The sequence below is a fragment of the Pseudomonas sp. Irchel 3E19 genome, from assembly GCF_900187585.1.
Lineage (GTDB): Bacteria > Pseudomonadota > Gammaproteobacteria > Pseudomonadales > Pseudomonadaceae > Aquipseudomonas > Aquipseudomonas baetica.
Genome location: NZ_FYDT01000013.1, coordinates 78,673 through 100,460 on the forward strand (window position 1 = coordinate 78,673; position 21,788 = coordinate 100,460).

Consider the following 21,788-nt stretch of genomic DNA (forward strand, 5'->3'; position numbering starts at 1 on the left):
TGAGGTAGTCGTGCAATCGATCTCGCGCCTGGCGGTAACACTATCAGTGAACGCCTGACGATGGGATGCAAAGAATCCGGTAATGGATGTTCGCCAATGGCCGCCATGGGCTTAGCGAATATGAAAGGGCTACAGCCCGTTCGGCCAATTGGTGAGAAGTGAGTTGTCCATGATGTGGATTTTCTCCTGAAACACTCATAGCGAAGGTCTTTACGTCGGTTGACCCAATAAAAAGCCAACTAGGGTCAACACCGCCTCAAAAGGGTGCGACTGGACTCAAGCTCCGACACAACAAGAGCAAAACTGGAGGTTTGAATGAAGATGTTGAAATCCACTCTGGCGATCGTGACTGCAGCAGCAGTACTCGGCGTCAGCGGGTTCGCTCAGGCGGGTGCAACCCTGGATGCCGTGCAGAAGAAAGGTTTCGTGCAGTGTGGCGTGAGCGACGGTCTGCCGGGCTTCTCGGTTCCGGACGCTACCGGCAAGATCCTCGGCATCGACGCTGATTTCTGCCGCGCAGTAGCTGCTGCCGTATTCGGCGACGCAACCAAGGTCAAATTCAGTCAGTTGAACGCCAAGGAGCGCTTCACCGCGCTGCAGTCCGGCGAGATCGACATCCTGTCGCGCAACACCACCATGACCAGCTCCCGTGATGCGGGCATGGGCCTGAAATTCCCGGGCTTCATTACCTACTATGACGGCATCGGCTTCCTGGTAAACAACAAGCTGGGCGTGAAGAGTGCCAAAGAGCTGGACGGCGCAACCATCTGCATCCAGGCCGGTACTACCACCGAGCTCAACGTTTCCGACTACTTCCGCGGCAACGGTCTGAAATACACCCCAATCACTTTCGACACCTCCGATGAAAGCGCCAAGTCGCTGGAATCCGGTCGTTGCGACGTGCTGACTTCCGACAAATCCCAGCTGTTCGCCCAGCGCAGCAAACTGGCTTCGCCGAAAGACTACGTGGTTCTGCCGGAAACCATTTCCAAGGAACCACTGGGTCCGGTCGTGCGTAACGGCGACGACGAGTGGCTGGCTGTAGTGCGCTGGACTGGCTACGCCATGCTCAACGCTGAAGAGGCCGGCATCACTTCGAAGAATGTCGAAGCTGAAGCCAAGTCGACCAAGAATCCGGACGTCGCTCGTATGCTCGGTGCTGACGGTGAATACGGCAAAGACCTGAAACTGCCGAAGGACTGGGTCGTGCAGATCGTCAAGCAGGTCGGCAACTACGGTGAAGTGTTCGAGAAAAACCTCGGCAAGAACACTCCGCTGGAAATCGACCGTGGCCTGAACGCCCTGTGGAACAACGGCGGCATTCAGTACGCACCACCAGTGCGCTAATGGTTCTATCGCCCGGCGGGCCAACCGCCGGGTGATGTTCTTGTTCCATTTTTTCCGGGGCACTTCATGCAAAATTCAATCGGCGCACCAAAGCAGAGGTTTAGCCTCAGCGATCCACGAGTGCGCGCCTGGGTATTTCAGATCGTCACTATCGTGGCAGTCGTCTCCCTGGGCTGGTTCCTGTTCGATAACACACAAACCAACCTTGAACACCGGGGCATCACCTCCGGCTTCAGCTTTCTGGAGCGCAGTGCCGGGTTCGGCATCGCTCAAACCCTGATCGACTACACCGAAGCGGACAGCTATGCCCGCGTGTTTGTGATCGGTCTGCTTAATACATTGCTGGTGACCATCATCGGCGTGATCCTGGCGACTCTGCTGGGCTTCATCATTGGTGTCGCGCGTCTATCGCCGAACTGGATCATCAGCAAGCTGGCGACCGTGTATGTGGAAGTCTTCCGCAACATTCCGCCCCTGCTGCAAATCCTGTTCTGGTACTTCGCGGTGTTCCTGACCATGCCGGGACCGCGCAACAGCCACAACTTCGGCGACACTTTCTTTGTCAGCAGCCGTGGCCTGAACATGCCGGCCGCGCTGGCAGCTGATGGTTTCTGGGCGTTCGTGATCAGCGTAGTGGTGGCCATCGTCGGCATCGTGCTGATGTGCCGCTGGGCCAACAAACGCTTTGAAGCGACCGGTGAGCCGTTCCACAAGTTCTGGGTAGGTCTGGCGATTCTGCTGGTGATCCCGAGTTTGTGCGCGCTGATCTTCGGCGCTCCGCTGCACTGGGAAATGCCTGAACTCAAAGGCTTCAACTTCGTTGGCGGCTGGGTGCTCATTCCGGAACTGCTCGCCTTGACCCTGGCCTTGACCGTTTACACCGCGGCGTTCATCGCCGAGATCGTGCGTTCGGGGATCAAGTCGGTCAGCCACGGCCAGACCGAAGCGGCCCGTTCGCTCGGTTTGCGTGAAGGCCCGACCCTGCGCAAGGTGATCATTCCCCAGGCGCTGCGGGTGATCATCCCGCCGCTGACCAGCCAATACCTGAACCTGGCGAAGAACTCCTCGCTGGCCGCCGGTATCGGTTATCCGGAAATGGTTTCGCTGTTCGCCGGCACCGTGCTCAACCAGACCGGTCAGGCGATCGAAGTGATTGCGATCACCATGAGCGTGTACCTGGCGATCAGTATCAGCATTTCCCTGCTGATGAACTGGTACAACAAGCGCATTGCGCTGATCGAGCGGTAAGGAAAAGCGCATGAGTACTCATACTTTCAAACCCGACATGCCCCCACCGAGCAGTAGCATCGGCGTAGTGGCATGGATGCGCGCGAACATGTTCTCCAGCTGGCTCAACACCCTGCTGACGCTGTTCGCGTTCTACCTGATCTACCTGATCGTTCCGCCGATTCTGGGGTGGGCGATCCTCGACGCCAACTGGGTCGGCACCACCCAGGCCGATTGCACCAAGGAGGGCGCCTGCTGGGTGTTCATCCAGCAACGCTTCGGTCAGTTCATGTATGGCTACTACCCGACCGGCCTGCGCTGGCGCGTGGACCTGACCGTGTGGCTGGCAGTGATCGGCGTGGCGCCACTGTTCATCTCGCGCTTCCCGCGTAAAGCGGTGTACGGGTTGAGCTTTCTGGTGATCTATCCGATTGTCGCCTGGTGCCTGCTGCACGGCGGCGTATTCGGCCTGCAAACCGTCGCGACCAGCCAATGGGGCGGCTTGATGCTGACTCTGGTGATCGCCACCGTCGGTATCGCTGGCGCCTTGCCGCTTGGCATCGTGCTGGCGCTGGGTCGACGTTCGAACATGCCAGCGATTCGTGTGGTCTGCGTGACCTTCATCGAGTTCTGGCGTGGCGTGCCGTTGATCACGGTGCTGTTCATGTCCTCGGTGATGCTGCCGCTGTTCCTGCCCGAAGGCATGAACTTCGACAAGCTGCTGCGGGCGCTGATCGGCGTGATCCTGTTCCAGTCGGCCTACGTCGCCGAAGTGGTGCGTGGCGGTCTGCAAGCGATTCCCAAAGGACAGTACGAAGCCGCTGCCGCGATGGGCCTCGGTTATTGGCGTTCGATGGGCCTGGTGATTCTGCCGCAAGCCCTGAAGATGGTGATCCCCGGCATCGTCAACACCTTCATTGCGCTGTTCAAGGACACCAGTCTGGTGATCATCATCGGCCTCTTTGACCTGCTCAACAGCGTCAAGCAAGCCGCTGCCGATCCGAAATGGCTGGGCATGGCCACCGAAGGCTACGTGTTCGCCGCCCTGGTGTTCTGGATTTTCTGTTTTGGTATGTCGCGCTATTCCATGCATCTGGAACGCAAGCTCGACACTGGCCACAAGCGTTAGGAGTTCTCTGTAAATGAGCGAAGCAATCAAAAAGCCTGTGGGTCCTGAAGGCATCATTCAGATGCAGGGCGTCAACAAGTGGTACGGCCAGTTCCACGTGCTGAAAGACATCAACCTCAACGTAAAACAGGGCGAGCGTATCGTCCTGTGCGGCCCGTCGGGTTCCGGCAAGTCGACCACCATCCGTTGCCTCAATCGTCTGGAAGAACACCAGCAGGGCCGCATCGTTGTGGATGGCGTGGAACTGACCAATGACCTCAAACAGATCGAAGCGATCCGTCGTGAAGTAGGCATGGTGTTCCAGCACTTCAACCTGTTCCCGCACCTGACCATTTTGCAGAACTGCACCCTGGCGCCGATGTGGGTGCGCAAGATGCCCAAGCGCAAGGCCGAGGAAATCGCCATGCATTACCTGGAGCGCGTACGCATTCCGGAGCAGGCGCATAAATTCCCGGGGCAACTGTCCGGCGGCCAGCAGCAGCGTGTGGCGATCGCCCGCGCACTGTGCATGAAACCGAAAATCATGCTGTTCGACGAACCAACCTCGGCACTCGACCCTGAGATGGTGAAAGAGGTTCTGGACACCATGATCGGCCTGGCCGAAGACGGCATGACCATGCTCTGCGTGACCCACGAAATGGGCTTCGCCCGCACCGTGGCCAATCGCGTGATCTTCATGGACAAGGGGGAGATCGTTGAGCAGGCGGCGCCGAATGACTTCTTCGACAATCCGCAGAATGAGCGGACGAAGTTGTTCTTGAGTCAGATTTTGCATTGATGGTTTGTGAGTAAAACGAACCCGGCCTTGTGCCGGGTTTGTTTTTTTGGGGTCAGGATACGGTGAGGGTTTCGTGTTCTTTGTGGATGGTGTGCTTGAAGCCTCTCAAGTCTGCACCTTCACCGAGAATTTTCGCATCGGTCAGCAAGTACGGGTAACGATCCAATAGTCGCATCAGCAGCATCAACGCCTTGGGCGGTAGTATTTCGCCGCGTTCGTAGCGTGAGAACGCGTTATGCCCTCCACCGGACAGCAGTTGCACCGTCTCTTTTTGCGTAAGGTGCAATTTGCGCCGAATACGCTTCATCTCGGCGCCGATCATTTGCCTGGCAGCGAAAACCAGCTCATCCCCTGCATCACAATAACGTTCCGCGCTATCGGTATCGTGATCCCACTCAACCTCTCCGCACTGCTGGCATTCCCAACCAGAAAGATCATCTACACGGCGCTCCATGCCTTTGACACTCAGGGTTTCGCCGCGCCCTGCAAAATGTCTCATTCCCTCACGTGCACCGCAGCTGACACATTGCTGGGTTTTCATGGGTTTTTCTCCTTGAAGGAGATTACCGGTGGGCCGCCACCGGGGCGGTAGGTCACCTTGATGTAAATCTCCAGATCTTGTGAATGGGTGTGATACACGTCTTGCCAGACCCGATGATCGTCGTAGCTGGTCATCGATTTGTACAACATCCTGTTCTGCAATTCGAAAACGATCTCTTGCATCTCGCTGATGCTAAAGCCGAGATACTCGCCTGAATCTGCCGAGGTCTTGGTAAAGGCTTTTTTTCCAAGCCGCCGGACCTCAGCCTTGATCACCGCCAAGTCGTAATGGGGCGTGTTCTTCTCCATAAGAAACCAAAACCCTGTCCCTGAAATTACCCTTAAAGGGTAATTTTGACTAATCGAAAATTCCGCTCCATTTCCCTCCCATTCACCCTAGGTGGTTGCCGTCCTACACGGGTCTGACTACCATGTCGGAAAATTCATCCTATGATTGGATGAAAGGGCGAATCCTATGTCAGACATTTCTCCTCTTGTTAAGCGGTCCTTGGTCGATCAGGCCTTGGATCAATTGCGTCAGCGCATCAACAGCGGCACCTGGCAGGTCGGCGAGCGATTGCCGACCGAACCCGAGCTGGGCGCCGAGCTGGGCATCAGCCGTAACACCGTGCGCGAAGCCATGCGCGTATTGGCGTTTTCCGGGTTGATCGAGATCCGTCAGGGCGACGGCAGTTATCTGCGCGCGGTGGTTGATCCGCTGGACACGCTCAAGGCGTTGTCCCGTTGCTCGCTGGAACAGGCGCGCGAGACCCGGCATATCCTTGAAGTCGAGGCCATTGGCCTGGCGGCGTTGCGCCGCACGGATGAGGATCTGGTCGCCTTGCGTGAAGCACTCGGCACCAGCGGCAGCCACTACCACGGCGACCTCGACACCTACATCGCCTGCGATCTGGTGTTCCACCGCCGACTGGTCGACGCCGCGCATAACCCGACCCTCAGCGAGCTGTATCGCTATTTCTCCAGCATCGTCGGCGCGCAATTGCGTCAGACGCTGAACATCGTCCCGCGCCGCCAGGAAGTGTTCGACTTGCACATCGAGTTGCTTGATGCCGTCGAACAACGTGACCCGGAGCGGGCCAAAGCTTTATCGAGGCAGTTGATCAATGAACCTTGAAACCGAGAAGTCCATGTCCCGCAGTGAGTTATCCACAACCCCGAAACGCACGGCAGAGCTTGAAGAGCTGCTGATCGATGCCGAGGCGGATGACGAGCAAGTGCAGCAAAGTCACCCGCTGGTCCGGCGCCCGTGGCTGTTGCTGCTGGGATTGATTTTGGTGGCGCTGAACCTGCGTCCGGCACTGTCGAGCATGGCGCCGCTGCTCAGTGAAGTGTCGAAAAGCCTTGGCCTGTCTGCCGCGCAGGCCGGTCTGCTGACCACTCTGCCAGTGCTGTGCCTGGGTTTGTTCGCACCGCTGGCGCCGATTCTGGCGCGGCGCTTCGGCGCCGAACGGGTGGTGCTTGGCATCCTGCTGACACTGGCCGGCGGGATCATCCTGCGCAGCAACTTCGGTGAGATAGGTCTGTTCGCCGGCAGCGTGCTGGGCGGCGCGAGCATCGGCATTATCGGCGTGCTGCTGCCGGGCATCGTCAAGCGCGATTTCGCCAAACACGCCGGCACCATGACCGGCGTCTACACCATGGCCCTGTGCCTGGGCGCGGCAATGGCGGCGGGTTCGACCGTGCCGTTGAGCGAACACTTCGACAACAGCTGGGCGCTGGGCCTGGGCTTCTGGGTAATCCCGGCGCTGTTGGCCGCAGTGTTCTGGCTGCCGCAAGTCGGGCAAAAGCACGGTGCGCACAACGTTGCTTACCGCGTGCGCGGTCTGTTGCGTGATCCGCTGGCGTGGCAGGTGACCTTGTACATGGGTTTGCAGTCGTCGTTGGCCTATATCGTGTTCGGCTGGCTGCCATCGATCCTCATTGGCCGTGGCCTGACGCCGACACAGGCCGGTCTGGTGCTCTCCGGCTCAGTGATCATCCAGCTCGCCAGTTCGCTGGCCGCTCCGTGGCTGGCGACCCGCGGCAAGGATCAGCGTCTGGCAATCGTGGTCGTGATGGCGCTGACCCTCGGCGGTCTGTTCGGTTGCCTGTATGCGCCGATCGAAGGCCTGTGGGGCTGGGCGATTCTGCTGGGTCTGGGGCAGGGCGGTGCATTCAGTCTGGCGCTGACGTTGATCGTACTGCGCTCGCGTGACGCCCATGTCGCAGCAAACTTGTCGAGCATGGCTCAAGGCTTCGGTTACACGCTGGCTTCGATGGGGCCGTTCGCAGTCGGCGTGGTGCATGACTGGACGGGCGGCTGGAATGCGGTGGGCTGGATTTTCGGCATCATTGGCTGTGGCGCGATCCTCGCCGGCCTGGGTGCCGGGCGTGCACTGTTCGTGCAAGTGCAAAGCGAAAAAATCTGAATCCACTGATTTCAAAAGGTGGGAGCGGGCTTGCTCGCGAATGCGGTGTATCAGTCACCCTCAATGTTGGCTGACCCATTGCATTCGCGAGCAAGCCCGCTCCCACACTGGATTTGTGTACTGCGGGTATTCGGTTTGCGAATGCCGGTAGTGTTTGCGCGCTGTGCAGATTATCGTGCTGGCAATCTGTCCATTCCTTGGAGTTTGCCCATGAGTGAAGCCCACGCCGCGTTGATCACCCGCTTCTACGAAGCGTTCCAGAGCCTGGACGCCGAGGCCATGGCCACGTGCTACACCGACGACGTGGTGTTCAGCGACCCGGCCTTCGGCGAGCTGCGCGGGCGCGATGCCGGCGACATGTGGCGCATGCTCACCACCCGGGCCAGGGACTTCTCGCTGACCTTCGACAATGTCCGCGCCGACGAGCGCAGCGGCGGCGCGCATTGGGTAGCGACTTATCTGTTCAGCCAGACCGGCAAAATCGTGATCAACGATATCCAGGCGCGCTTCGTGTTTCGTGACGGCAAGATTTGCGAGCACCACGATCACTTCGATCTGTGGCGCTGGTCGCGTCATGCTCTGGGGTTCAAAGGCGTGTTACTCGGGTGGACGCCTTTGGTGCGCAACGCTGTTTGTGCTCAGGCGCTGAAGGGACTGAAGGCATTTCAGGCCGGTCGCTGATAAGATCGCGGCCTGTTTCCTACACACCTTGATCCCAAAGTGACCAGCCTTAGCGAAAAATCTGTCGAAGTTGTCGAGCCTGTGAGCAAGTCCTGGTTCGTCTACCTCGTGCGCGCGGCCAATGGTTCGTTGTATTGCGGGATCAGCGACGATCCCGTCCGCCGTTTCGCCAAGCATCAAAGCGGCAAGGGCGCACGGTTCTTCCTCTCCAGCCCGGCCATGGCGTTGGTCTACACCGAGCTTTGTCGCGACAAAAGCGATGCGTTGCGCCAGGAACGGTTGATCAAAAAACTGCGCAAGAGCGCCAAGGAATGCCTGGTGGCGTCTTATCAATCTGCCTGATGGGTTCCCATCAGGCAGATCTGTAGGCTGCTAAGCAAATGCGCGCTAAGCTGCCGGCTCACTATCTGAGCGGCGGAGCCGAGCATGTCCGAGTTGATTCTGCACCACTACCCGACGTCCCCATTCGCGGAAAAGGCCCGCCTGCTGATGGGTTTCAAAGGCTTGTCCTGGCGCTCGGTGCATATCTCGCCGGTGATGCCGAAACCGGATCTGACCGCTCTGACTGGCGGCTACCGCAAGACGCCGGTGCTGCAGATCGGCGCCGACATCTATTGCGACACGTCCTTGATCGCCCGCCGACTGGAGCAGGAAAAAGCCCAGCCGTCGTTCTTCCCTGAAGGACAGGAAATGATCGCCGCCAGTTTCGCCGCGTGGGCTGACTCGGTGGTGTTCCAACATGCCGTCAGTCTGGTGTTCCAGCCGGAATCGGTAGCGGTGCGTTTCGGCAAGTTGCCGCCGGAGGCGATCAAGGCGTTTCTGGCCGACCGTGCCGGGCTGTTCAGCGGTGGCAGCGCCACGCGTTTATCTGCCGAGCAGGCCAAGCACCAGTGGCCGACGATCATGGCGCGTCTGGAGCAGCAGCTCCAGCGCGAGCAGGGCGACTTCCTGTTCGGTGAGCCATCGATTGCCGACTTTGCGCTGGCGCACCCGCTGTGGTTCCTCAAGGCCACGCACGTCACCGCGCCGCTGGTGGATGAGTATCCGGCTGTCTCCGCGTGGTTGGGCCGAGTGCTGGGGTTCGGCCATGGCGCGGCAAGCGAAATGACCTCCGAGGAGGCGCTGGAGGTTGCGCGCAATGCAACACCGGCGGCATTGCCGGACGAGCAGTTCGTAGATCCGAATGGCTTCAAGGCTGGGCAACAAGTGGCGATTGCTGCGACGGATTACGGGGTTGATCCGGTGGTGGGTGAGTTGCTGTTTGCTGGCAGTGAAGAGTTGATCATACGTCGCGATGACGAGCGTGGCGGTGTGGTGCATGTGCACTTCCCGCGCTTCGGCTTCCGCATCGAAGCCCGCTAAAGATCCATTGTGGGAGCGAGCCTGCTCGCGAAAGCGCTGTGTCAGACAACAACAGTGTTGAATGATCAGCCGTCTTCTCGAGCAGGCTCACTCCTACATTGGTTATCTCAGGGCAGCGAGGATCTCGTCCGGGTCAAACCCGCGAATCAACGTACCGTTGACATCAATCAGCGGAATCCCGCGTCCGCCGAGCGCCTCGTAGGCCTTGCGCGCTTCGGCATCCTTCTCGATATCGAATTCCTTGAAAGGAATGCCCTTGCTGTCGAGAAAGCGCTTGGTCTGCTTGCAGTAGCCGCACCAGTCAGTGGCGTACAGCACGACACTGGCCTGAGCGCGGGTCTGCTCGGAAACCATCTGCGCCGGATTGAACACCCGCTCGATCTTGCCCCAGTTCTGATAGACCACCACCACCAGCAGAACCAGCGCGACCTTCTTCAGCACGTTGCCGAGCATCAGTTGCGGCGCTTCAGCTGGTCGGTAAGCGACGTCGGCAAGCCCTTGATCACCAAGGTGCCGGCCTCTTCGTCGTACTCGATCTTCGAGCCCAGCAGGTGCGCTTCAAAGCTGATCGACAGGCCTTCGGCGCGACCGGTGAAGCGGCGGAACTGATTGAGGGTGCGTTTATCCGCCGGAATCTCCGGCGACAGGCCGTAGTCCTTGTTGCGGATGTGATCGTAAAAGGCTTTCGGGCGTTCCTCGTCGATCAACTCCGACAGTTCTTCCAGGCCCATCGGTTCGCCAAGTTTGGCCTGGCTGCTGGCGTAATCCACCAGGGTTTTGGTTTTCTCGCGGGCCGACTCTTCCGGCAGGTCTTCGCTTTCAACGAAGTCACTGAAGGCCTTGAGCAGGGTGCGGGTCTCGCCCGGGCCGTCGACGCCTTCCTGGCAGCCGATGAAGTCGCGGAAGTATTCCGACACCTTTTTGCCGTTCTTGCCCTTGATGAACGAGATGTACTGCTTGGACTGCTTGTTGTTCTGCCACTCGGAAACGTTGATTCGCGCTGCCAGGTGCAATTGGCCGAGGTCCAGGTGGCGCGACGGCGTCACATCCAGCGAATCGGTTACCGCCACGCCTTCGCTGTGGTGCAGCAGGGCGATCGCCAGGTAATCGGTCATGCCTTGCTGGTAGTGGGCGAACAACACGTGGCCGCCTACCGACAGGTTCGACTCTTCCATCAGCTTCTGCAGGTGCTCGACCGCCACTTTGCTGAACGCGGTGAAGTCCTTGCCGCCTTCCATGTACTCCTTCAGCCAGCCGCTGAACGGGAACGCGCCGGATTCCGGATGGAACAGACCCCAGGCTTTGCCCTGTTTGGCGTTGTAGCTCTCGTTGAGGTCGGCAAGCATGTTCTCGATGGCCGCGGACTCCGCCAGTTCGGAATCACGAGCGTGCAGAACTGCGGGCGTGCCGTCGGGTTTTTTGTCGATCAGGTGGACGATGCAATGACGGATCGGCATGGGCTTCTCGGCTGTTGGAAGGGAGGAGGGCAGGCTCCCCCGAAAAAGCGCCCAGTGTACCGCAACCACTGGTTTTGGCGCGGGGTGGAGGGCAAATCCGGGGCAGGTACTCGTCCTTATGCGGTTTTTTACCGGTTTAGAGCAATAAAGCTGACCAAATGGGTAGCTAGAGGCGGATATTTCCCCGTCTCTGTGCTAGTTTTGCCCGGTCTTACGCGAAGTCACTGCGTTAAGCGTGCAATCAGCATTTGTCAGGTCGAACCAAACCCTGATTTCGGTATCTATAACCCGACTCGTCGTGGTTATCGCCGAGGGTGCCAGATCCAGAAGATCGGGCTCGATGGCTGACACTGCACTCTGCAATCCATATGAATTTGATAGGGAAGGAACACTACATGGCTCTTACTAAAGACCAACTGATCGCCGACATCGCTGAAGCTATCGACGCGCCGAAAACCACCGCGCGTAACGCTCTGGACCAACTGGGCCAAATCGTTGCCGATCAGCTGGAAAACGGCGGCGAAATCACCTTGCCAGGTATCGGCAAGCTGAAAGTGACCGAGCGTCCTGCCCGCACTGGCCGTAACCCTTCGACTGGCGCTGCCATCGAAATCCCTGCAAAGAAAGTGATCAAGCTGGTTGTGGCCAAAGGCCTGACCGACGCTGTGAACAAGTAAGACGCAGCGATAAAAAAAACCGTGCTCCGGAGCGATCCGGGCACGGTTTTTTTGTGTCTGCGATTTGGCGATGCCACGCCATCCAATGTGGGAGCGAGCCTGCTCGCGAAAGCGCTGTGTCAGTCGATATTTAAGTTAACTGACACTCCGCCTTCGCGAGCAGGCTCGCTCCCACAATTGACCTGCGTCGGTCTATGCGATGTTTAGCGCGTCCAGCGCTCGCGGCGCCAGATCTGCTGTTCAGACTTGGTCTGGAAGGTCCAGGCGACGAAGCGGCTCTGTTTCTGCCCTTGGGACATTTCCACCACTTGGCTTTCCAGCACGCCAGCCTTCTTCAGCGCGGTTTCGATGGCCGGCAGATTGGAAGCTTTCGACACCAGTGTGCTGAACCACAGCACTTTGTGTTGGAAGTTCGCGCTCTCGGCGATCAGTTGCGCCACGAAACGTGCTTCGCCACCTTCACACCACAACTCGGCCGACTGGCCACCGAAGTTCAGCACCGGCAGTTTGCGTTTCGGGTCGGCTTTACCCAGTGCCCGCCACTTGCGCTCACTGCCCTTGGTCGCTTCATCCATTGAAGCGTGGAACGGCGGATTGCACATGGTCAGGTCAAAGCGTTCGCCCGGTTCCAGCAAACCGATCAGGATGTGCTTGCGATTCTCCTGTTGGCGCAGCTGGATGACCTTGCTCAGGTCGTTCGACTGGACAATCGCCTTGGCCGCTGCAACGGCCGTCGGGTCGATTTCCGAGCCGAGGAAGTGCCAGCGGTATTCGCTGTTGCCGATCAGCGGATAAACGCAGTTGGCACCCATACCGATGTCCAGCACGTTGACGATCGCGCCACGCGGAACCTTGCCGTCGTTCATGCTGGCCAGCAGGTCAGCGAGGAAGTGCACGTAATCGGCACGGCCCGGCACTGGTGGGCAGAGGTAGTCCGCCGGGATGTCCCAATGCTGAATGCCATAGAACGACCTGAGCAGCGCCCGGTTGAACACGCGTACCGCGTCGGGGCTGGCGAAGTCGATGCTTTCCTTGCCGTACGGGTTGATGATCACGAACTTCGCCAGTTCCGGCGTGGTTTTGATCAGCGCCGGGAAGTCGTAACGACCCTGATGGCGATTGCGTGGGTGCAGGCTGGCCTTTTCACGCGGCTCGACGGTCTTGGCCGGGGTCGCGGAGTCAGGCTTCTTGCGCGCAGGTTTGGGTGTACGGGGGGCGTTCATGGGCGTGGTCGATTCGGGTATGGCTGAAAGTGGCGGGTATTGTCCCACATCTAAACCATGCGCGACCAAACGAGTGAATGGCGGGGGTAAAGCAAACTTTTTATTCCAAAATAGTCTCTGTGACCTGTCATAAGTAACAGTTGGCGGCGCTCGAAAATTTGGTTTTACTCGATCTGGGATTTTGTCGAATCCAGGACACTTTCAAGGAGTGATGTTAATGATTGCATTGAGTGATGCCACCTTTCCAAGCGCGAACCGGTTTGGATACATCTCATGTTTCAGTGAGCCCAGTCCTGTCACGGGTGTTCCTGTTCGTATTGAGATTCAAAAGTCCATTATGATTGGGGACGTCATCGAGTTGGTGACGCAGGGTTACTCGACCACCAACGGATTGCAGCCTGTCCCGGGGACCGATTTTAAGGTTGTCCACATGATCGATTCCATTGTGGGAGAGTTCGTGGATCTCAATGTCGAACCCTACGCAACGAAGATCAAACCCATTGGGAGCGGATCGTTAGATGCCCGGTATTCAGTGATACGTGGTGGAAATATTATTGGGGTGTCGCAAATAGCATTAGTAAAAGTCGACGTGATGAACCCAGAGGGTGGGACATGCCCTGAGTAAATAGCAGATACAAAAAAGGGAGGCCATTGCGGGCCTCCCTTTTTCATTGCGGTTTACCGTTACAGGCTGGAAATCCGCGCGTGCTGCTCGGCCAGTTTGCCCAAGGCTTGTTCAGCCTCGGCCAGTTTGGCGCGTTCTTTCTCGATGACTTCGGCTGGGGCCTTGTCAACGAAACCGGCGTTGGACAGTTTGCCGCCAACACGCTGGACTTCACCCTGCAGACGCAGGATTTCCTTGTCCAGGCGCGCCAGTTCGGCACCCTTATCAATCAGGCCGGCCATGGGCACCAACACTTCCATCTCGCCAACCAGAGCGGTAGCGGACAGCGGTGCTTCTTCGCCAGCGGCCAGAACGGTGATCGATTCCAGACGCGCGAGCTTCTTCAGCAGCGCTTCGTTCTCGGTCAGGCGACGCTGGTCTTCAACGCTGACGTTCTTCAGGTAGATCGGCAGTGGCTTGCCCGGGCCGATGTTCATTTCGCCACGGATGTTACGCGTGCCGAGCATCAGCGCTTTGAGCCATTCGATGTCGTCTTCGGCTGCCGGATCGATGCGCTCTTCATTGGCCACTGGCCAAGGTTGCAGCATGATCGTCTTGCCCTGAATGCCGGCCAGCGGCGCGATGCGCTGCCAGATTTCTTCAGTGATGAACGGCATGAAGGGATGTGCCAGACGCAACGCCACTTCCAGTACGCGCACCAGCGTACGGCGAGTGCCGCGCTGACGCTCGACCGGAGCGTTTTCGTCCCACAGCACAGGCTTGGACAGTTCCAGGTACCAGTCGCAGTACTGGTTCCAGATGAACTCGTACAGCGCTTGCGCGGCGAGGTCGAAACGGAACTGATCGAGTTGACGGGTCACTTCGGCTTCGGTGCGTTGCAGTTGCGAGATGATCCAGCGATCCGCCAGCGACAGCTCGTAGGCTTCGCCGTTCTGGCCGCAGTCTTCGCCCTTGTCCAGAACATAACGCGCAGCGTTCCAGATCTTGTTGCAGAAGTTGCGATAGCCTTCGACGCGGCCCATGTCGAACTTGATGTCGCGACCGGTGGACGCCAGCGAGCAGAAGGTGAAGCGCAGGGCGTCGGTGCCGTAGCTGGCGATGCCGTCGGCGAACTCGTCGCGGGTCTGCTTCTCGATCTTCTTCGCCAGTTTTGGCTGCATCATGCCGGAGGTGCGCTTTTGCACCAGTTCTTCCAGCTCGATGCCATCGATGATGTCCAGCGGGTCAAGGACGTTGCCCTTGGACTTGGACATCTTCTGGCCCTGGCCATCACGCACCAGACCGTGCACATACACAGTCTTGAACGGAACCTGTGGGGTACCGTCCTCGTTCTTGATCAAGTGCATCGTCAGCATGATCATCCGGGCGACCCAGAAGAAAATGATGTCGAAACCGGTGACCAGCACGTCGGTGGAGTGGAATTTTTTCAGGAACTCGGTTTTTTCCGGCCAGCCGAGGGTGGAGAACGTCCACAGACCCGAACTGAACCAAGTGTCGAGTACGTCGTTATCCTGTTGCAGTGCAACGTCCGGGCCGAGGTTGTGCTTGGCGCGTACTTCGGCTTCGTCGCGACCGACGTAGACCTTGCCAGACTCGTCGTACCAGGCCGGAATCCGGTGGCCCCACCACAACTGACGGCTGATGCACCAGTCCTGGATGTCGCGCATCCACGAGAAGTACATGTTTTCGTATTGTTTCGGCACGAACTGGATGCGGCCGTCTTCGACAGCAGCAATCGCAGGCTCGGCCAAAGGCTTGGTCGACACGTACCACTGGTCGGTCAGCCACGGCTCGATAATGGTGCCGGAGCGGTCGCCTTTCGGCACTTTCAGGCCGTGGTCGTCGACGCTGACCAGCAGGCCGGCGGCGTCGAACGCAGCGACGATTTGCTTGCGCGCTTCGAAACGCTCAAGGCCGGCGTATTCAGCCGGGATCTTGCCGTCAATGCTGTCATTCAGCGTACCGTCGAGGTTGAACACCTGCGCTGCCGGCAGCACGTTGGCGTTCTTGTCGAAGATGTTCAGCAGCGGCAGGTTGTGGCGCTTGCCGACTTCGTAGTCGTTGAAATCGTGGGCCGGGGTGATTTTCACGCAACCGGTGCCGAATTCTGGATCGCAGTAATCGTCGGCGATGATCGGGATGCGGCGGCCAACCAGTGGCAGCTCGACAAACTTGCCGATCAAGGCTTTGTAGCGCTCATCGTTCGGGTTAACCGCGACGGCGGAGTCGCCGAGCATGGTTTCCGGACGGGTGGTCGCGACGATCAGGAAATCGTTGCCTTCAGCGGTTTTTGCGCCGTCAGCCAGCGGGTACTTGAGGTTCCACAGGAAACCCTTCTCGTCGTGGTTTTCCACTTCGAGGTCGGAAATCGCCGTGTGCAGCTTGGTGTCCCAGTTGACCAGACGCTTGCCGCGGTAGATCAGGCCGTCTTCGTGCAGGCGCACGAAGGCTTCTTTAACGGCTTCCGAGAGGCCGTCGTCCATGGTGAAGCGCTCGCGGCTCCAGTCCACGGACGAGCCGAGGCGGCGGATCTGACGGCTGATGTTGCCGCCGGACTGATCCTTCCACTCCCAGACTTTCTCGAGGAATTTCTCGCGGCCCAGATCGTGGCGGTTCTGGCCTTGGGCTTCGAGTTGGCGCTCCACCAGCATCTGTGTGGCGATACCGGCGTGGTCGGTGCCCGGCTGCCACAGGGTATTGCGACCCTGCATGCGGCGGAAACGGATCAGGGCGTCCATGATCGCGTTGTTGAAACCGTGACCCATGTGCAGGCTGCCGGTGACGTTCGGCGGCGGGATCATGATGGTGTAGGAATCGCCCGCGCCTTGCGGTGCGAAATAGTTCTCGGACTCCCAGGTGTTGTACCAGGAAGTTTCAATGGCGTGCGGCTGGTAGGTCTTATCCATGCGCGGCGGGACCCTATTGGCATTTATTCAGGAAAAGCCGGGAAGTATAGCGGGGCATGGGGCCGAGGGCGAGCGGGGGAGGGGCGGGTGGACGCAAGCTTTCTGTAGGAGCTGCCGAAGGCTGCGATCTTTTGATTCTGTTTTTTTAAAACCAAAGTCAAAAGATCGCAGCCTGCGGCAGCTCCTACAGGGATCGGGGGGGTTATTCGTACTGGCTGAGCAACCGTTCCATCCGCGCATCGAGGCGGCGTTTGATTTCGGTCTCGATGTGCGGCGCGAAGTCGTCGATCACGTCTTGCATGATCAATTGCGCGGCGGCGCGCAGTTCGCTGTCCAGGTGCAGCAGGGCATCCGGGCCTTTGTCGACGGTCGCTGCAGGTTGCGCTGCAGGTGCCGGGGCGGGAGCCGGTGGTGGTTCGACGGCGGCTGGCTCGGAGCCGATTGCCTCGAACAACATCGGAATCTGTTCCTGTTCACCGTCATCGACCGTGTCGGTCAGCAGGGGCGGTTGCAGGTTGTCATCGCCGAGCAACTGGCGGATCGATTCGAGATCGTCCAACAGGTGTGCGGACTTTTGCTGCGGTTTCGGAGTGTCCATTGGAATGCTCAGAGTCGCTGTAAACGGTGATCTTGCAGAGGATAGCCCTGTTCGCGGTAGAAACGGAAACTCTCCCGCGCAGCCGCGCGAATCGTCGGATCTTCGACCACCACTTCCGCCACACGGGTGAATTTGTTGGCGAAGGCCGGGACTTTCAGGTCGAGATTGACCAGCAAATCCTGATGCTCGCCGCAGTCATCGCCCAACCCCAACACAATCAAACCTTCCGGTTCGCTGTCGGCCGGGCCGTGGGGCACGAAGCTTTCGCCCTTGAACGCCCACAGCCGCGCATCGAGATCTTCGCGCTGGGCGGCATCGCTGCAATGCAGGTAGATGCGGTGGCCCATGCGCCAGGCTTTCTCGGTGAGCTTGCAGGCAAAGTCCAGGCGTGCCGAGGGATCGGCGCTGGGCAGGATATAAAAGTCGACTTTGGTCATTGCGGTTCCTGAGCTGAAAGCGGCGCTGCAAAAAAGAAGCGCCGCCCGCAGTCATCGGTTTCAGGCTTTGGCGCGATCCAGCAGGTATTGGGTCAGCAGTGGCACCGGACGGCCGGTGGCGCCCTTGTCCTTGCCGCCGCTGGTCCATGCGGTGCCCGCGATGTCCAGGTGCGCCCAGTTGAGGTTCTTGGTAAAGCGCGACAGGAAGCATGCGGCGGTGATAGTGCCGGCCTTCGGCCCGCCGATGTTGGCGATGTCAGCGAACGGGCTGTCCAGTTGCTCCTGGTACTCATCGAACAACGGCAGTTGCCATGCGCGGTCGTCGGCAACCTTGCCGGCGCTGAGCAGTTGATTGATCAACTCGTCGTTGTTGCCCAGCAGGCCCGAGGTGTGGGCGCCCAAGGCAACGACGCAAGCGCCGGTCAGGGTGGCGATGTCGATCACCGCTTGCGGCTTGAAGCGCTCGGAGTACGTCAGGGCGTCGCACAGCACCAGACGGCCTTCGGCGTCGGTGTTGAGGATTTCCACGGTCTGGCCGCTCATGGTGGTGACGATGTCGCCCGGACGGGTCGCATTGCCGCTCGGCATGTTTTCCGCACAAGCAAGGATGCACACCAGGTTGATCGGCAGTTTCAGCTCAAGCACGGCACGCAGGGTGCCGAACACGCTGGCAGCGCCGCCCATGTCGTACTTCATTTCGTCCATGCCGGCGCCCGGTTTCAGGCTGATACCACCAGTGTCGAAGGTGATGCCTTTACCAACCAGCGCGTACGGCTTCTCGGATTTCTTGCCACCGTTGTACTGCATGACGATCAGGCGGGGCGGCTGTTCGCTGCCCTGGCCGACGGCATAGAACGAGCCCATGCCCAGCGATTTGATCTTCTTCTCGTCGAGCACTTCGACTTTCAGATCCTTGAACTCTTTGCCCAGATTCTTGGCTTGCTCGCCAAGGAAGGTCGGGTGGCAGATGTTCGGCGGCAGGTTGCCCAGATCACGGGTGAACGCCATGCCATTGGCAATCGCGGTAGCGTGATTCACGGCGCGCTGCACTTCGGCTTGTGCAGCCTTGATGGTCAGCAGGGTGATTTTCTTCAGGGCGCGCGGTTCGGCTTTCTGGCTCTTGAACTGGTCGAAGGTGTATTCGCCGTCCACCAGGGTTTCTGCCAGCAAGCGGGTCTTGCCGTAGCTGTCGCGGCCTTTGACGATGACTTCATCCAGCGCCAGCACGGCGTCGCTGCCGCCCAGGCCTTTGAGGGTGTTGAGGATGCCGGCAACGATTTTGCGGAACGGGCGGTCGCCCAGTTCTTCATCCTTGCCCACGCCGACCAGCAGCACGCGCTCGGCTTTGAGGTTTGGCAGGCTGTGCAGCAGCAGGCTTTGACCGACCTTGCCAGCCAGATCGCCACGCTTGAGTACGGCGCTGATCGCGCCACCGCTCAGCTCGTCGACCTGTTTGGCGGCGACACCGAGTTTGCGGCCTTCGCCGACGGCAACCACCAGGGTGGCGGTTTTCAACGTTTCTGGGCTAACGCTTTTTACAACCAGTTCCATGTCCGGATCCCTGAATGAATGGTCAACACGCAGGCGTTCGACGGTGTCCGCAGTCGCCTGCTTATAGATAGAAGAGGCGCAGGCCAAAGCCTGCGACAAGGGCCGCAGTTTGAACCTCGCTCCCCGCGCCTGACAACCCTAGGGGGCGTTCTCAATTAGTTTCCACACCGCGTTGTCGCCTTAAAGCCAGCCAGGCAAGGCGCAGGCCGCTGGAAATGGTTGCTCCCTTTCCAAGGCCTGCAACGCAGACTGGCCGGCTTTAAGGCACAACCCGAAGGGCCGGGCCTGCTGTTGTGCAGGGCTGCGTTGCTCGAAGCTTATTTGGAATGACCAAACCACGCTTCTCGCGCCTTGCCCTGCACAACAGCAGACCCGGCGCGGTGTGAAAACTAATTGAGAACGCCCCCTAGGTTGTACGATCTGCAACGGATTACCGAGATGGATGAGTGTGCGCAGTGACAGGCGCCCTCAATCACAGGATAATGCCGCATCTTTTTTCGACGGCTCTGCGTTGCGGGCCGGTCGATGTGTTTGCTTGTTTGGCCGCCTTAGCCTGACAACCCTGGAGTGTCTGGTTTGATCGTCTTCCGTTATCTGTCCCGCGAAGTCCTGTTGACCCTCAGTGCCGTGAGTGCCGTGCTGCTGGTCATCATCATGAGCGGTCGCTTCATCAAATACCTCGCTCAGGCCGCTGCCGGTCAGCTCGACCCGGGCTCGCTGTTCCTGATCATGGGCTATCGCCTGCCGGGTTTCATGCAACTGATCCTGCCGCTGGGCCTGTTCCTCGGGATCCTGCTGGCCTACGGTCGCCTGTACCTGGAAAGCGAAATGACCGTGCTTTCGGCCACGGGCATGAGTCAGCAGAAGCTGTTTCGCATGACCCTGTTTCCGGCAACGCTGGTGGCACTGGTCGTGGCCTGGTTGAGCCTGGGCCTGGCCCCGCAAGGCGCCAATCAGTTCCAGTTGCTGCTGAACAAGCAGGACGCCCTGACCGAATTCGACACCCTCGAGCCGGGTCGCTTCCAGGCCCTGCGTGACGGAACCCGGGTGACATACACCGAAACCCTGAGCGACGATCGCGTCAATCTGGGCGGCGTGTTCATCTCGCAGAAGAACCTCGGCGCCGATCAGAAAGACCGTGGGATTTCCGTGCTGGTGGCCGAAAAGGGCCGTCAGGAAGTCCGCCCCGATGGCAATCGCTACCTGATCCTCGACAACGGCTACCGCTACGACGGCAGCCCGGGCCAGGCCGATTACCGCGCCATTCATTACGAAAACTATGGCGTATTGCTGCCCAAGCCGGACGTCAGCGAGGAAGTCACCGACCGTGACGCCATGCCGACGTCGTCTCTGCTGGGCAGTGACGACATCCGCTCCAAGACCGAACTGCAATGGCGCCTGTCCCTGCCGTTGCTGGTATTTATCGTGACCCTGATGGCGGTGCCGCTGTCGCGAGTCAACCCACGTCAAGGGCGTTTCCTCAAGCTGCTGCCGGCGATTCTTCTTTATATGGCTTACCTGACCATCCTGATTGCCGCCCGCGGCGCCCTTGAAAAAGGCAAGATTCCACCGGCGCTCGGCTTATGGTGGGTGCATGCGATCTTCCTGGTCATTGGCCTCGGCCTGTTGTACTGGGAGCCGCTGCGCCTGAAGATGGCCAGCCGTCGCGCTGCAACGCTGGAGGTGGCCCGTGGTTAAACTCGACCGCTACATCGGCAGCAGCGTGTTCATGGCGATCATCGCCGTGCTGGCAATCATTCTCGGTCTGGCGACCCTGTTTGCCTTTATCGATGAGATGGGTGACGTCAGCGAAACCTACACATTGGTCGACGTGCTGAGTTTTGTTCTGCTGACCGCGCCGCGCCGGCTCTACGAAATGTTGCCGATGGCCGCGTTGATTGGCTGCCTGATCGGCCTCGGCAGTCTGGCCAGCAGCAGCGAACTGACCGTCATGCGCGCCGCTGGCGTGTCGATCGGCCGGATCGTCTGGGCGGTGATGAAGCCGATGCTGGTGCTGATGCTGGCCGGCGTTTTGATTGGCGAATACGTCGCCCCGGCCACCGAAAGCATGGCTCAGGCCAATCGCTCTCTGGCTCAGGGCAGCGGCGACGCGCAAAGCGCCAAGCACGGTATGTGGCACCGTCAGGGTGAGGAGTTCATCCACATCAACGCCGTTCAACCCAACGGTCTGTTGTATGGCGTGACCCGCTATCACTTCGACAAGGAACGCCATCTGCTGAGTTCGAGTTTTGCCAAGAAGGCCGAGTTCGACGGCACTAACTGGCAGCTCACCGACGTTGCCACCACGCTCTTCCATGAGCGCAGCACTGAAGTCGTCAATGCCCCGAGCGAGCAGTGGGATGTGGCGTTGAGCCCGCAACTGCTCAGCACCGTGGTCATGGCGCCGGAATCACTGTCGATCAGCGGGCTGTGGGGCTACATCCACTATCTGTCGGAGCAGGGCCTGAGCAACGGCCGTTACTGGCTGGCATTTTGGGTCAAGGTGTTGCAGCCGTTGGTGACCGCAGCATTGGTGCTGATGGCGATTTCCTTCATCTTCGGTCCGCTGCGTTCGGTGACCCTCGGTCAGCGGGTATTCACCGGCGTGCTGGTGGGCTTCACCTTCCGCATCGTCCAGGATTTGCTCGGCCCGTCGAGTCTGGTGTTCGGTTTCTCGCCACTGTTTGCGGTGCTGGTACCGGCCGGTGTGTGTGCGCTGGCGGGTGTCTGGCTGCTGCGACGAGCCGGGTGATGAACAAGCTTTCATCCTGCGCTTGAACCCTGAAAACGCCTCGATCAACAGATCGGGGCGTTTTTGCAT

Annotated in this window: 22 protein-coding genes; 13 read left to right on the forward strand and 9 right to left on the reverse strand. The window is 59.3% G+C overall.

Annotated elements, in window-relative coordinates; all coding sequences use genetic code 11:
- Positions 1–315 precede the first annotated feature (315 nt).
- The 4 genes from CKW18_RS10990 (at position 316) to CKW18_RS11005 (ending at position 4,481) form a co-directional block, all read left to right on the forward strand.
- Entirely contained in the window at positions 316–1,347 is a 1,032-nt protein-coding gene (locus CKW18_RS10990) for an amino acid ABC transporter substrate-binding protein (protein WP_042557768.1), read from the forward strand.
- Between the two features lie 66 nt (positions 1,348–1,413).
- The gene (locus CKW18_RS10995) at positions 1,414–2,595 is read left to right on the forward strand and encodes an amino acid ABC transporter permease (protein ID WP_095188817.1); all 1,182 of its coding nucleotides are present in this window, start codon (positions 1,414–1,416) and stop codon (positions 2,593–2,595) included.
- A 10-nt stretch (positions 2,596–2,605) separates the two neighbouring features.
- On the forward strand, positions 2,606–3,703 hold the full coding sequence (locus CKW18_RS11000) for an amino acid ABC transporter permease (protein WP_047299835.1): 1,098 nt from the start codon (positions 2,606–2,608) through the stop codon (positions 3,701–3,703).
- A gap of 13 nt (positions 3,704–3,716) precedes the next feature.
- The gene (locus CKW18_RS11005; protein WP_008080191.1) at positions 3,717–4,481 is read left to right on the forward strand and encodes an amino acid ABC transporter ATP-binding protein; all 765 of its coding nucleotides are present in this window, start codon (positions 3,717–3,719) and stop codon (positions 4,479–4,481) included.
- A gap of 52 nt (positions 4,482–4,533) precedes the next feature.
- Here CKW18_RS11005 and CKW18_RS11010 read toward each other — a convergent pair whose 3' ends face one another.
- Both CKW18_RS11010 and CKW18_RS11015 read right to left on the reverse strand, forming a co-directional pair.
- Positions 4,534–5,022 (reverse strand): type II TA system antitoxin MqsA family protein, encoded by a 489-nt coding sequence (locus tag CKW18_RS11010; protein ID WP_095188818.1) that lies wholly within the window; start codon positions 5,020–5,022, stop codon positions 4,534–4,536.
- Entirely contained in the window at positions 5,019–5,330 is a 312-nt protein-coding gene (locus CKW18_RS11015) for a type II toxin-antitoxin system MqsR family toxin (protein WP_095188819.1), read from the reverse strand. Before CKW18_RS11015 ends, CKW18_RS11010 begins: the two co-directional genes overlap by 4 nt.
- 166 nt (positions 5,331–5,496) lie before the next feature.
- Between CKW18_RS11015 and CKW18_RS11020 the strand changes: the two genes are divergently transcribed.
- The 5 genes from CKW18_RS11020 (at position 5,497) to CKW18_RS11040 (ending at position 9,493) form a co-directional block, all read left to right on the forward strand.
- Positions 5,497–6,156, forward strand: a complete 660-nt coding sequence (locus tag CKW18_RS11020; RefSeq protein ID WP_095188820.1) for a FadR/GntR family transcriptional regulator — start codon at positions 5,497–5,499, stop codon at positions 6,154–6,156.
- Entirely contained in the window at positions 6,146–7,450 is a 1,305-nt protein-coding gene (locus CKW18_RS11025) for a CynX/NimT family MFS transporter (RefSeq protein ID WP_095188821.1), read from the forward strand. The genes CKW18_RS11020 and CKW18_RS11025 overlap by 11 nt, the downstream gene beginning before the upstream one ends.
- A gap of 210 nt (positions 7,451–7,660) precedes the next feature.
- Positions 7,661–8,131: a nuclear transport factor 2 family protein gene (locus tag CKW18_RS11030; RefSeq protein WP_095188822.1), complete on the forward strand. Its 471-nt coding sequence runs from the start codon at positions 7,661–7,663 to the stop codon at positions 8,129–8,131.
- Between the two features lie 39 nt (positions 8,132–8,170).
- Positions 8,171–8,473, forward strand: coding sequence for a GIY-YIG nuclease family protein (locus tag CKW18_RS11035; protein ID WP_095188823.1), 303 nt, complete (start codon positions 8,171–8,173; stop codon positions 8,471–8,473).
- A gap of 84 nt (positions 8,474–8,557) precedes the next feature.
- Complete coding sequence (locus tag CKW18_RS11040; RefSeq protein ID WP_095188824.1) at positions 8,558–9,493, forward strand: glutathione S-transferase family protein; 936 nt, start codon at positions 8,558–8,560, stop codon at positions 9,491–9,493.
- Between the two features lie 102 nt (positions 9,494–9,595).
- Here the strand turns inward: CKW18_RS11040 and CKW18_RS11045 are convergent, their stop codons facing one another.
- Both CKW18_RS11045 and yejK read right to left on the reverse strand, forming a co-directional pair.
- A complete protein-coding gene (locus tag CKW18_RS11045; RefSeq protein WP_095188825.1) occupies positions 9,596–9,946 on the reverse strand; it encodes a glutaredoxin family protein in 351 nt (116 codons plus the stop codon).
- Positions 9,946–10,950 (reverse strand): nucleoid-associated protein YejK, encoded by a 1,005-nt coding sequence (gene yejK / locus CKW18_RS11050; RefSeq protein WP_095188826.1) that lies wholly within the window; start codon positions 10,948–10,950, stop codon positions 9,946–9,948. The genes CKW18_RS11045 and yejK overlap by 1 nt, the downstream gene beginning before the upstream one ends.
- A gap of 395 nt (positions 10,951–11,345) precedes the next feature.
- On the opposite strand from yejK, the gene CKW18_RS11055 reads away from it, so the two are divergent.
- Positions 11,346–11,627, forward strand: a complete 282-nt coding sequence (locus CKW18_RS11055) for an HU family DNA-binding protein (protein ID WP_003221909.1) — start codon at positions 11,346–11,348, stop codon at positions 11,625–11,627.
- 203 nt (positions 11,628–11,830) lie between these two features.
- Here the strand turns inward: CKW18_RS11055 and rlmF are convergent, their stop codons facing one another.
- Positions 11,831–12,850 (reverse strand): 23S rRNA (adenine(1618)-N(6))-methyltransferase RlmF, encoded by a 1,020-nt coding sequence (rlmF, locus tag CKW18_RS11060; RefSeq protein ID WP_095188827.1) that lies wholly within the window; start codon positions 12,848–12,850, stop codon positions 11,831–11,833.
- A gap of 217 nt (positions 12,851–13,067) precedes the next feature.
- Between rlmF and CKW18_RS11065 the strand changes: the two genes are divergently transcribed.
- A complete protein-coding gene (locus CKW18_RS11065; protein ID WP_095188828.1) occupies positions 13,068–13,475 on the forward strand; it encodes a hypothetical protein in 408 nt (135 codons plus the stop codon).
- A 59-nt stretch (positions 13,476–13,534) separates the two neighbouring features.
- Here the strand turns inward: CKW18_RS11065 and CKW18_RS11070 are convergent, their stop codons facing one another.
- The 4 genes from CKW18_RS11070 to CKW18_RS11085 all read right to left on the reverse strand — a co-directional run bounded on the left by CKW18_RS11070 (position 13,535) and on the right by CKW18_RS11085 (position 18,967).
- On the reverse strand, positions 13,535–16,381 hold the full coding sequence (locus CKW18_RS11070) for a valine--tRNA ligase (protein WP_095188829.1): 2,847 nt from the start codon (positions 16,379–16,381) through the stop codon (positions 13,535–13,537).
- Between the two features lie 202 nt (positions 16,382–16,583).
- A complete protein-coding gene (locus CKW18_RS11075) occupies positions 16,584–16,979 on the reverse strand; it encodes a DNA polymerase III subunit chi (protein ID WP_095188830.1) in 396 nt (131 codons plus the stop codon).
- An 8-nt stretch (positions 16,980–16,987) separates the two neighbouring features.
- Positions 16,988–17,416, reverse strand: a complete 429-nt coding sequence (locus CKW18_RS11080) for a DNA polymerase III subunit chi (protein ID WP_095188831.1) — start codon at positions 17,414–17,416, stop codon at positions 16,988–16,990.
- A 60-nt stretch (positions 17,417–17,476) separates the two neighbouring features.
- A complete protein-coding gene (locus CKW18_RS11085) occupies positions 17,477–18,967 on the reverse strand; it encodes a leucyl aminopeptidase (protein ID WP_095188832.1) in 1,491 nt (496 codons plus the stop codon).
- Positions 18,968–19,543: 576 nt separating this feature from the next.
- On the opposite strand from CKW18_RS11085, the gene lptF reads away from it, so the two are divergent.
- Complete coding sequence (lptF, locus tag CKW18_RS11090) at positions 19,544–20,665, forward strand: LPS export ABC transporter permease LptF (protein WP_095188833.1); 1,122 nt, start codon at positions 19,544–19,546, stop codon at positions 20,663–20,665.
- The gene (gene lptG, locus CKW18_RS11095) at positions 20,658–21,719 is read left to right on the forward strand and encodes an LPS export ABC transporter permease LptG (RefSeq protein WP_095188834.1); all 1,062 of its coding nucleotides are present in this window, start codon (positions 20,658–20,660) and stop codon (positions 21,717–21,719) included. The genes lptF and lptG overlap by 8 nt, the downstream gene beginning before the upstream one ends.
- Positions 21,720–21,788: the final 69 nt, after the last annotated feature.

What these genes read in the sequence shown, in the direction of transcription:
- CKW18_RS10990 (WP_042557768.1), top strand. Translation starts at nt 316, where the DNA reads ATGAAGATGTTGAAATCCACTCTGGCGATCGTGACTGCAGCAGCAGTA.
- CKW18_RS10995 (WP_095188817.1), top strand. Translation starts at nt 1,414, where the DNA reads ATGCAAAATTCAATCGGCGCACCAAAGCAGAGGTTTAGCCTCAGCGAT.
- CKW18_RS11000 (WP_047299835.1), top strand. Translation starts at nt 2,606, where the DNA reads ATGAGTACTCATACTTTCAAACCCGACATGCCCCCACCGAGCAGTAGC.
- CKW18_RS11005 (WP_008080191.1), top strand. Translation starts at nt 3,717, where the DNA reads ATGAGCGAAGCAATCAAAAAGCCTGTGGGTCCTGAAGGCATCATTCAG.
- CKW18_RS11010 (WP_095188818.1), bottom strand. Translation starts at nt 5,022, where the DNA reads ATGAAAACCCAGCAATGTGTCAGCTGCGGTGCACGTGAGGGAATGAGA.
- CKW18_RS11015 (WP_095188819.1), bottom strand. Translation starts at nt 5,330, where the DNA reads ATGGAGAAGAACACGCCCCATTACGACTTGGCGGTGATCAAGGCTGAG.
- CKW18_RS11020 (WP_095188820.1), top strand. Translation starts at nt 5,497, where the DNA reads ATGTCAGACATTTCTCCTCTTGTTAAGCGGTCCTTGGTCGATCAGGCC.
- CKW18_RS11025 (WP_095188821.1), top strand. Translation starts at nt 6,146, where the DNA reads ATGAACCTTGAAACCGAGAAGTCCATGTCCCGCAGTGAGTTATCCACA.
- CKW18_RS11030 (WP_095188822.1), top strand. Translation starts at nt 7,661, where the DNA reads ATGAGTGAAGCCCACGCCGCGTTGATCACCCGCTTCTACGAAGCGTTC.
- CKW18_RS11040 (WP_095188824.1), top strand. Translation starts at nt 8,558, where the DNA reads ATGTCCGAGTTGATTCTGCACCACTACCCGACGTCCCCATTCGCGGAA.
- CKW18_RS11045 (WP_095188825.1), bottom strand. Translation starts at nt 9,946, where the DNA reads ATGCTCGGCAACGTGCTGAAGAAGGTCGCGCTGGTTCTGCTGGTGGTG.
- yejK (WP_095188826.1), bottom strand. Translation starts at nt 10,950, where the DNA reads ATGCCGATCCGTCATTGCATCGTCCACCTGATCGACAAAAAACCCGAC.
- CKW18_RS11055 (WP_003221909.1), top strand. Translation starts at nt 11,346, where the DNA reads ATGGCTCTTACTAAAGACCAACTGATCGCCGACATCGCTGAAGCTATC.
- rlmF (WP_095188827.1), bottom strand. Translation starts at nt 12,850, where the DNA reads ATGAACGCCCCCCGTACACCCAAACCTGCGCGCAAGAAGCCTGACTCC.
- CKW18_RS11065 (WP_095188828.1), top strand. Translation starts at nt 13,068, where the DNA reads ATGATTGCATTGAGTGATGCCACCTTTCCAAGCGCGAACCGGTTTGGA.
- CKW18_RS11070 (WP_095188829.1), bottom strand. Translation starts at nt 16,381, where the DNA reads ATGGATAAGACCTACCAGCCGCACGCCATTGAAACTTCCTGGTACAAC.
- CKW18_RS11075 (WP_095188830.1), bottom strand. Translation starts at nt 16,979, where the DNA reads ATGGACACTCCGAAACCGCAGCAAAAGTCCGCACACCTGTTGGACGAT.
- CKW18_RS11080 (WP_095188831.1), bottom strand. Translation starts at nt 17,416, where the DNA reads ATGACCAAAGTCGACTTTTATATCCTGCCCAGCGCCGATCCCTCGGCA.
- CKW18_RS11085 (WP_095188832.1), bottom strand. Translation starts at nt 18,967, where the DNA reads ATGGAACTGGTTGTAAAAAGCGTTAGCCCAGAAACGTTGAAAACCGCC.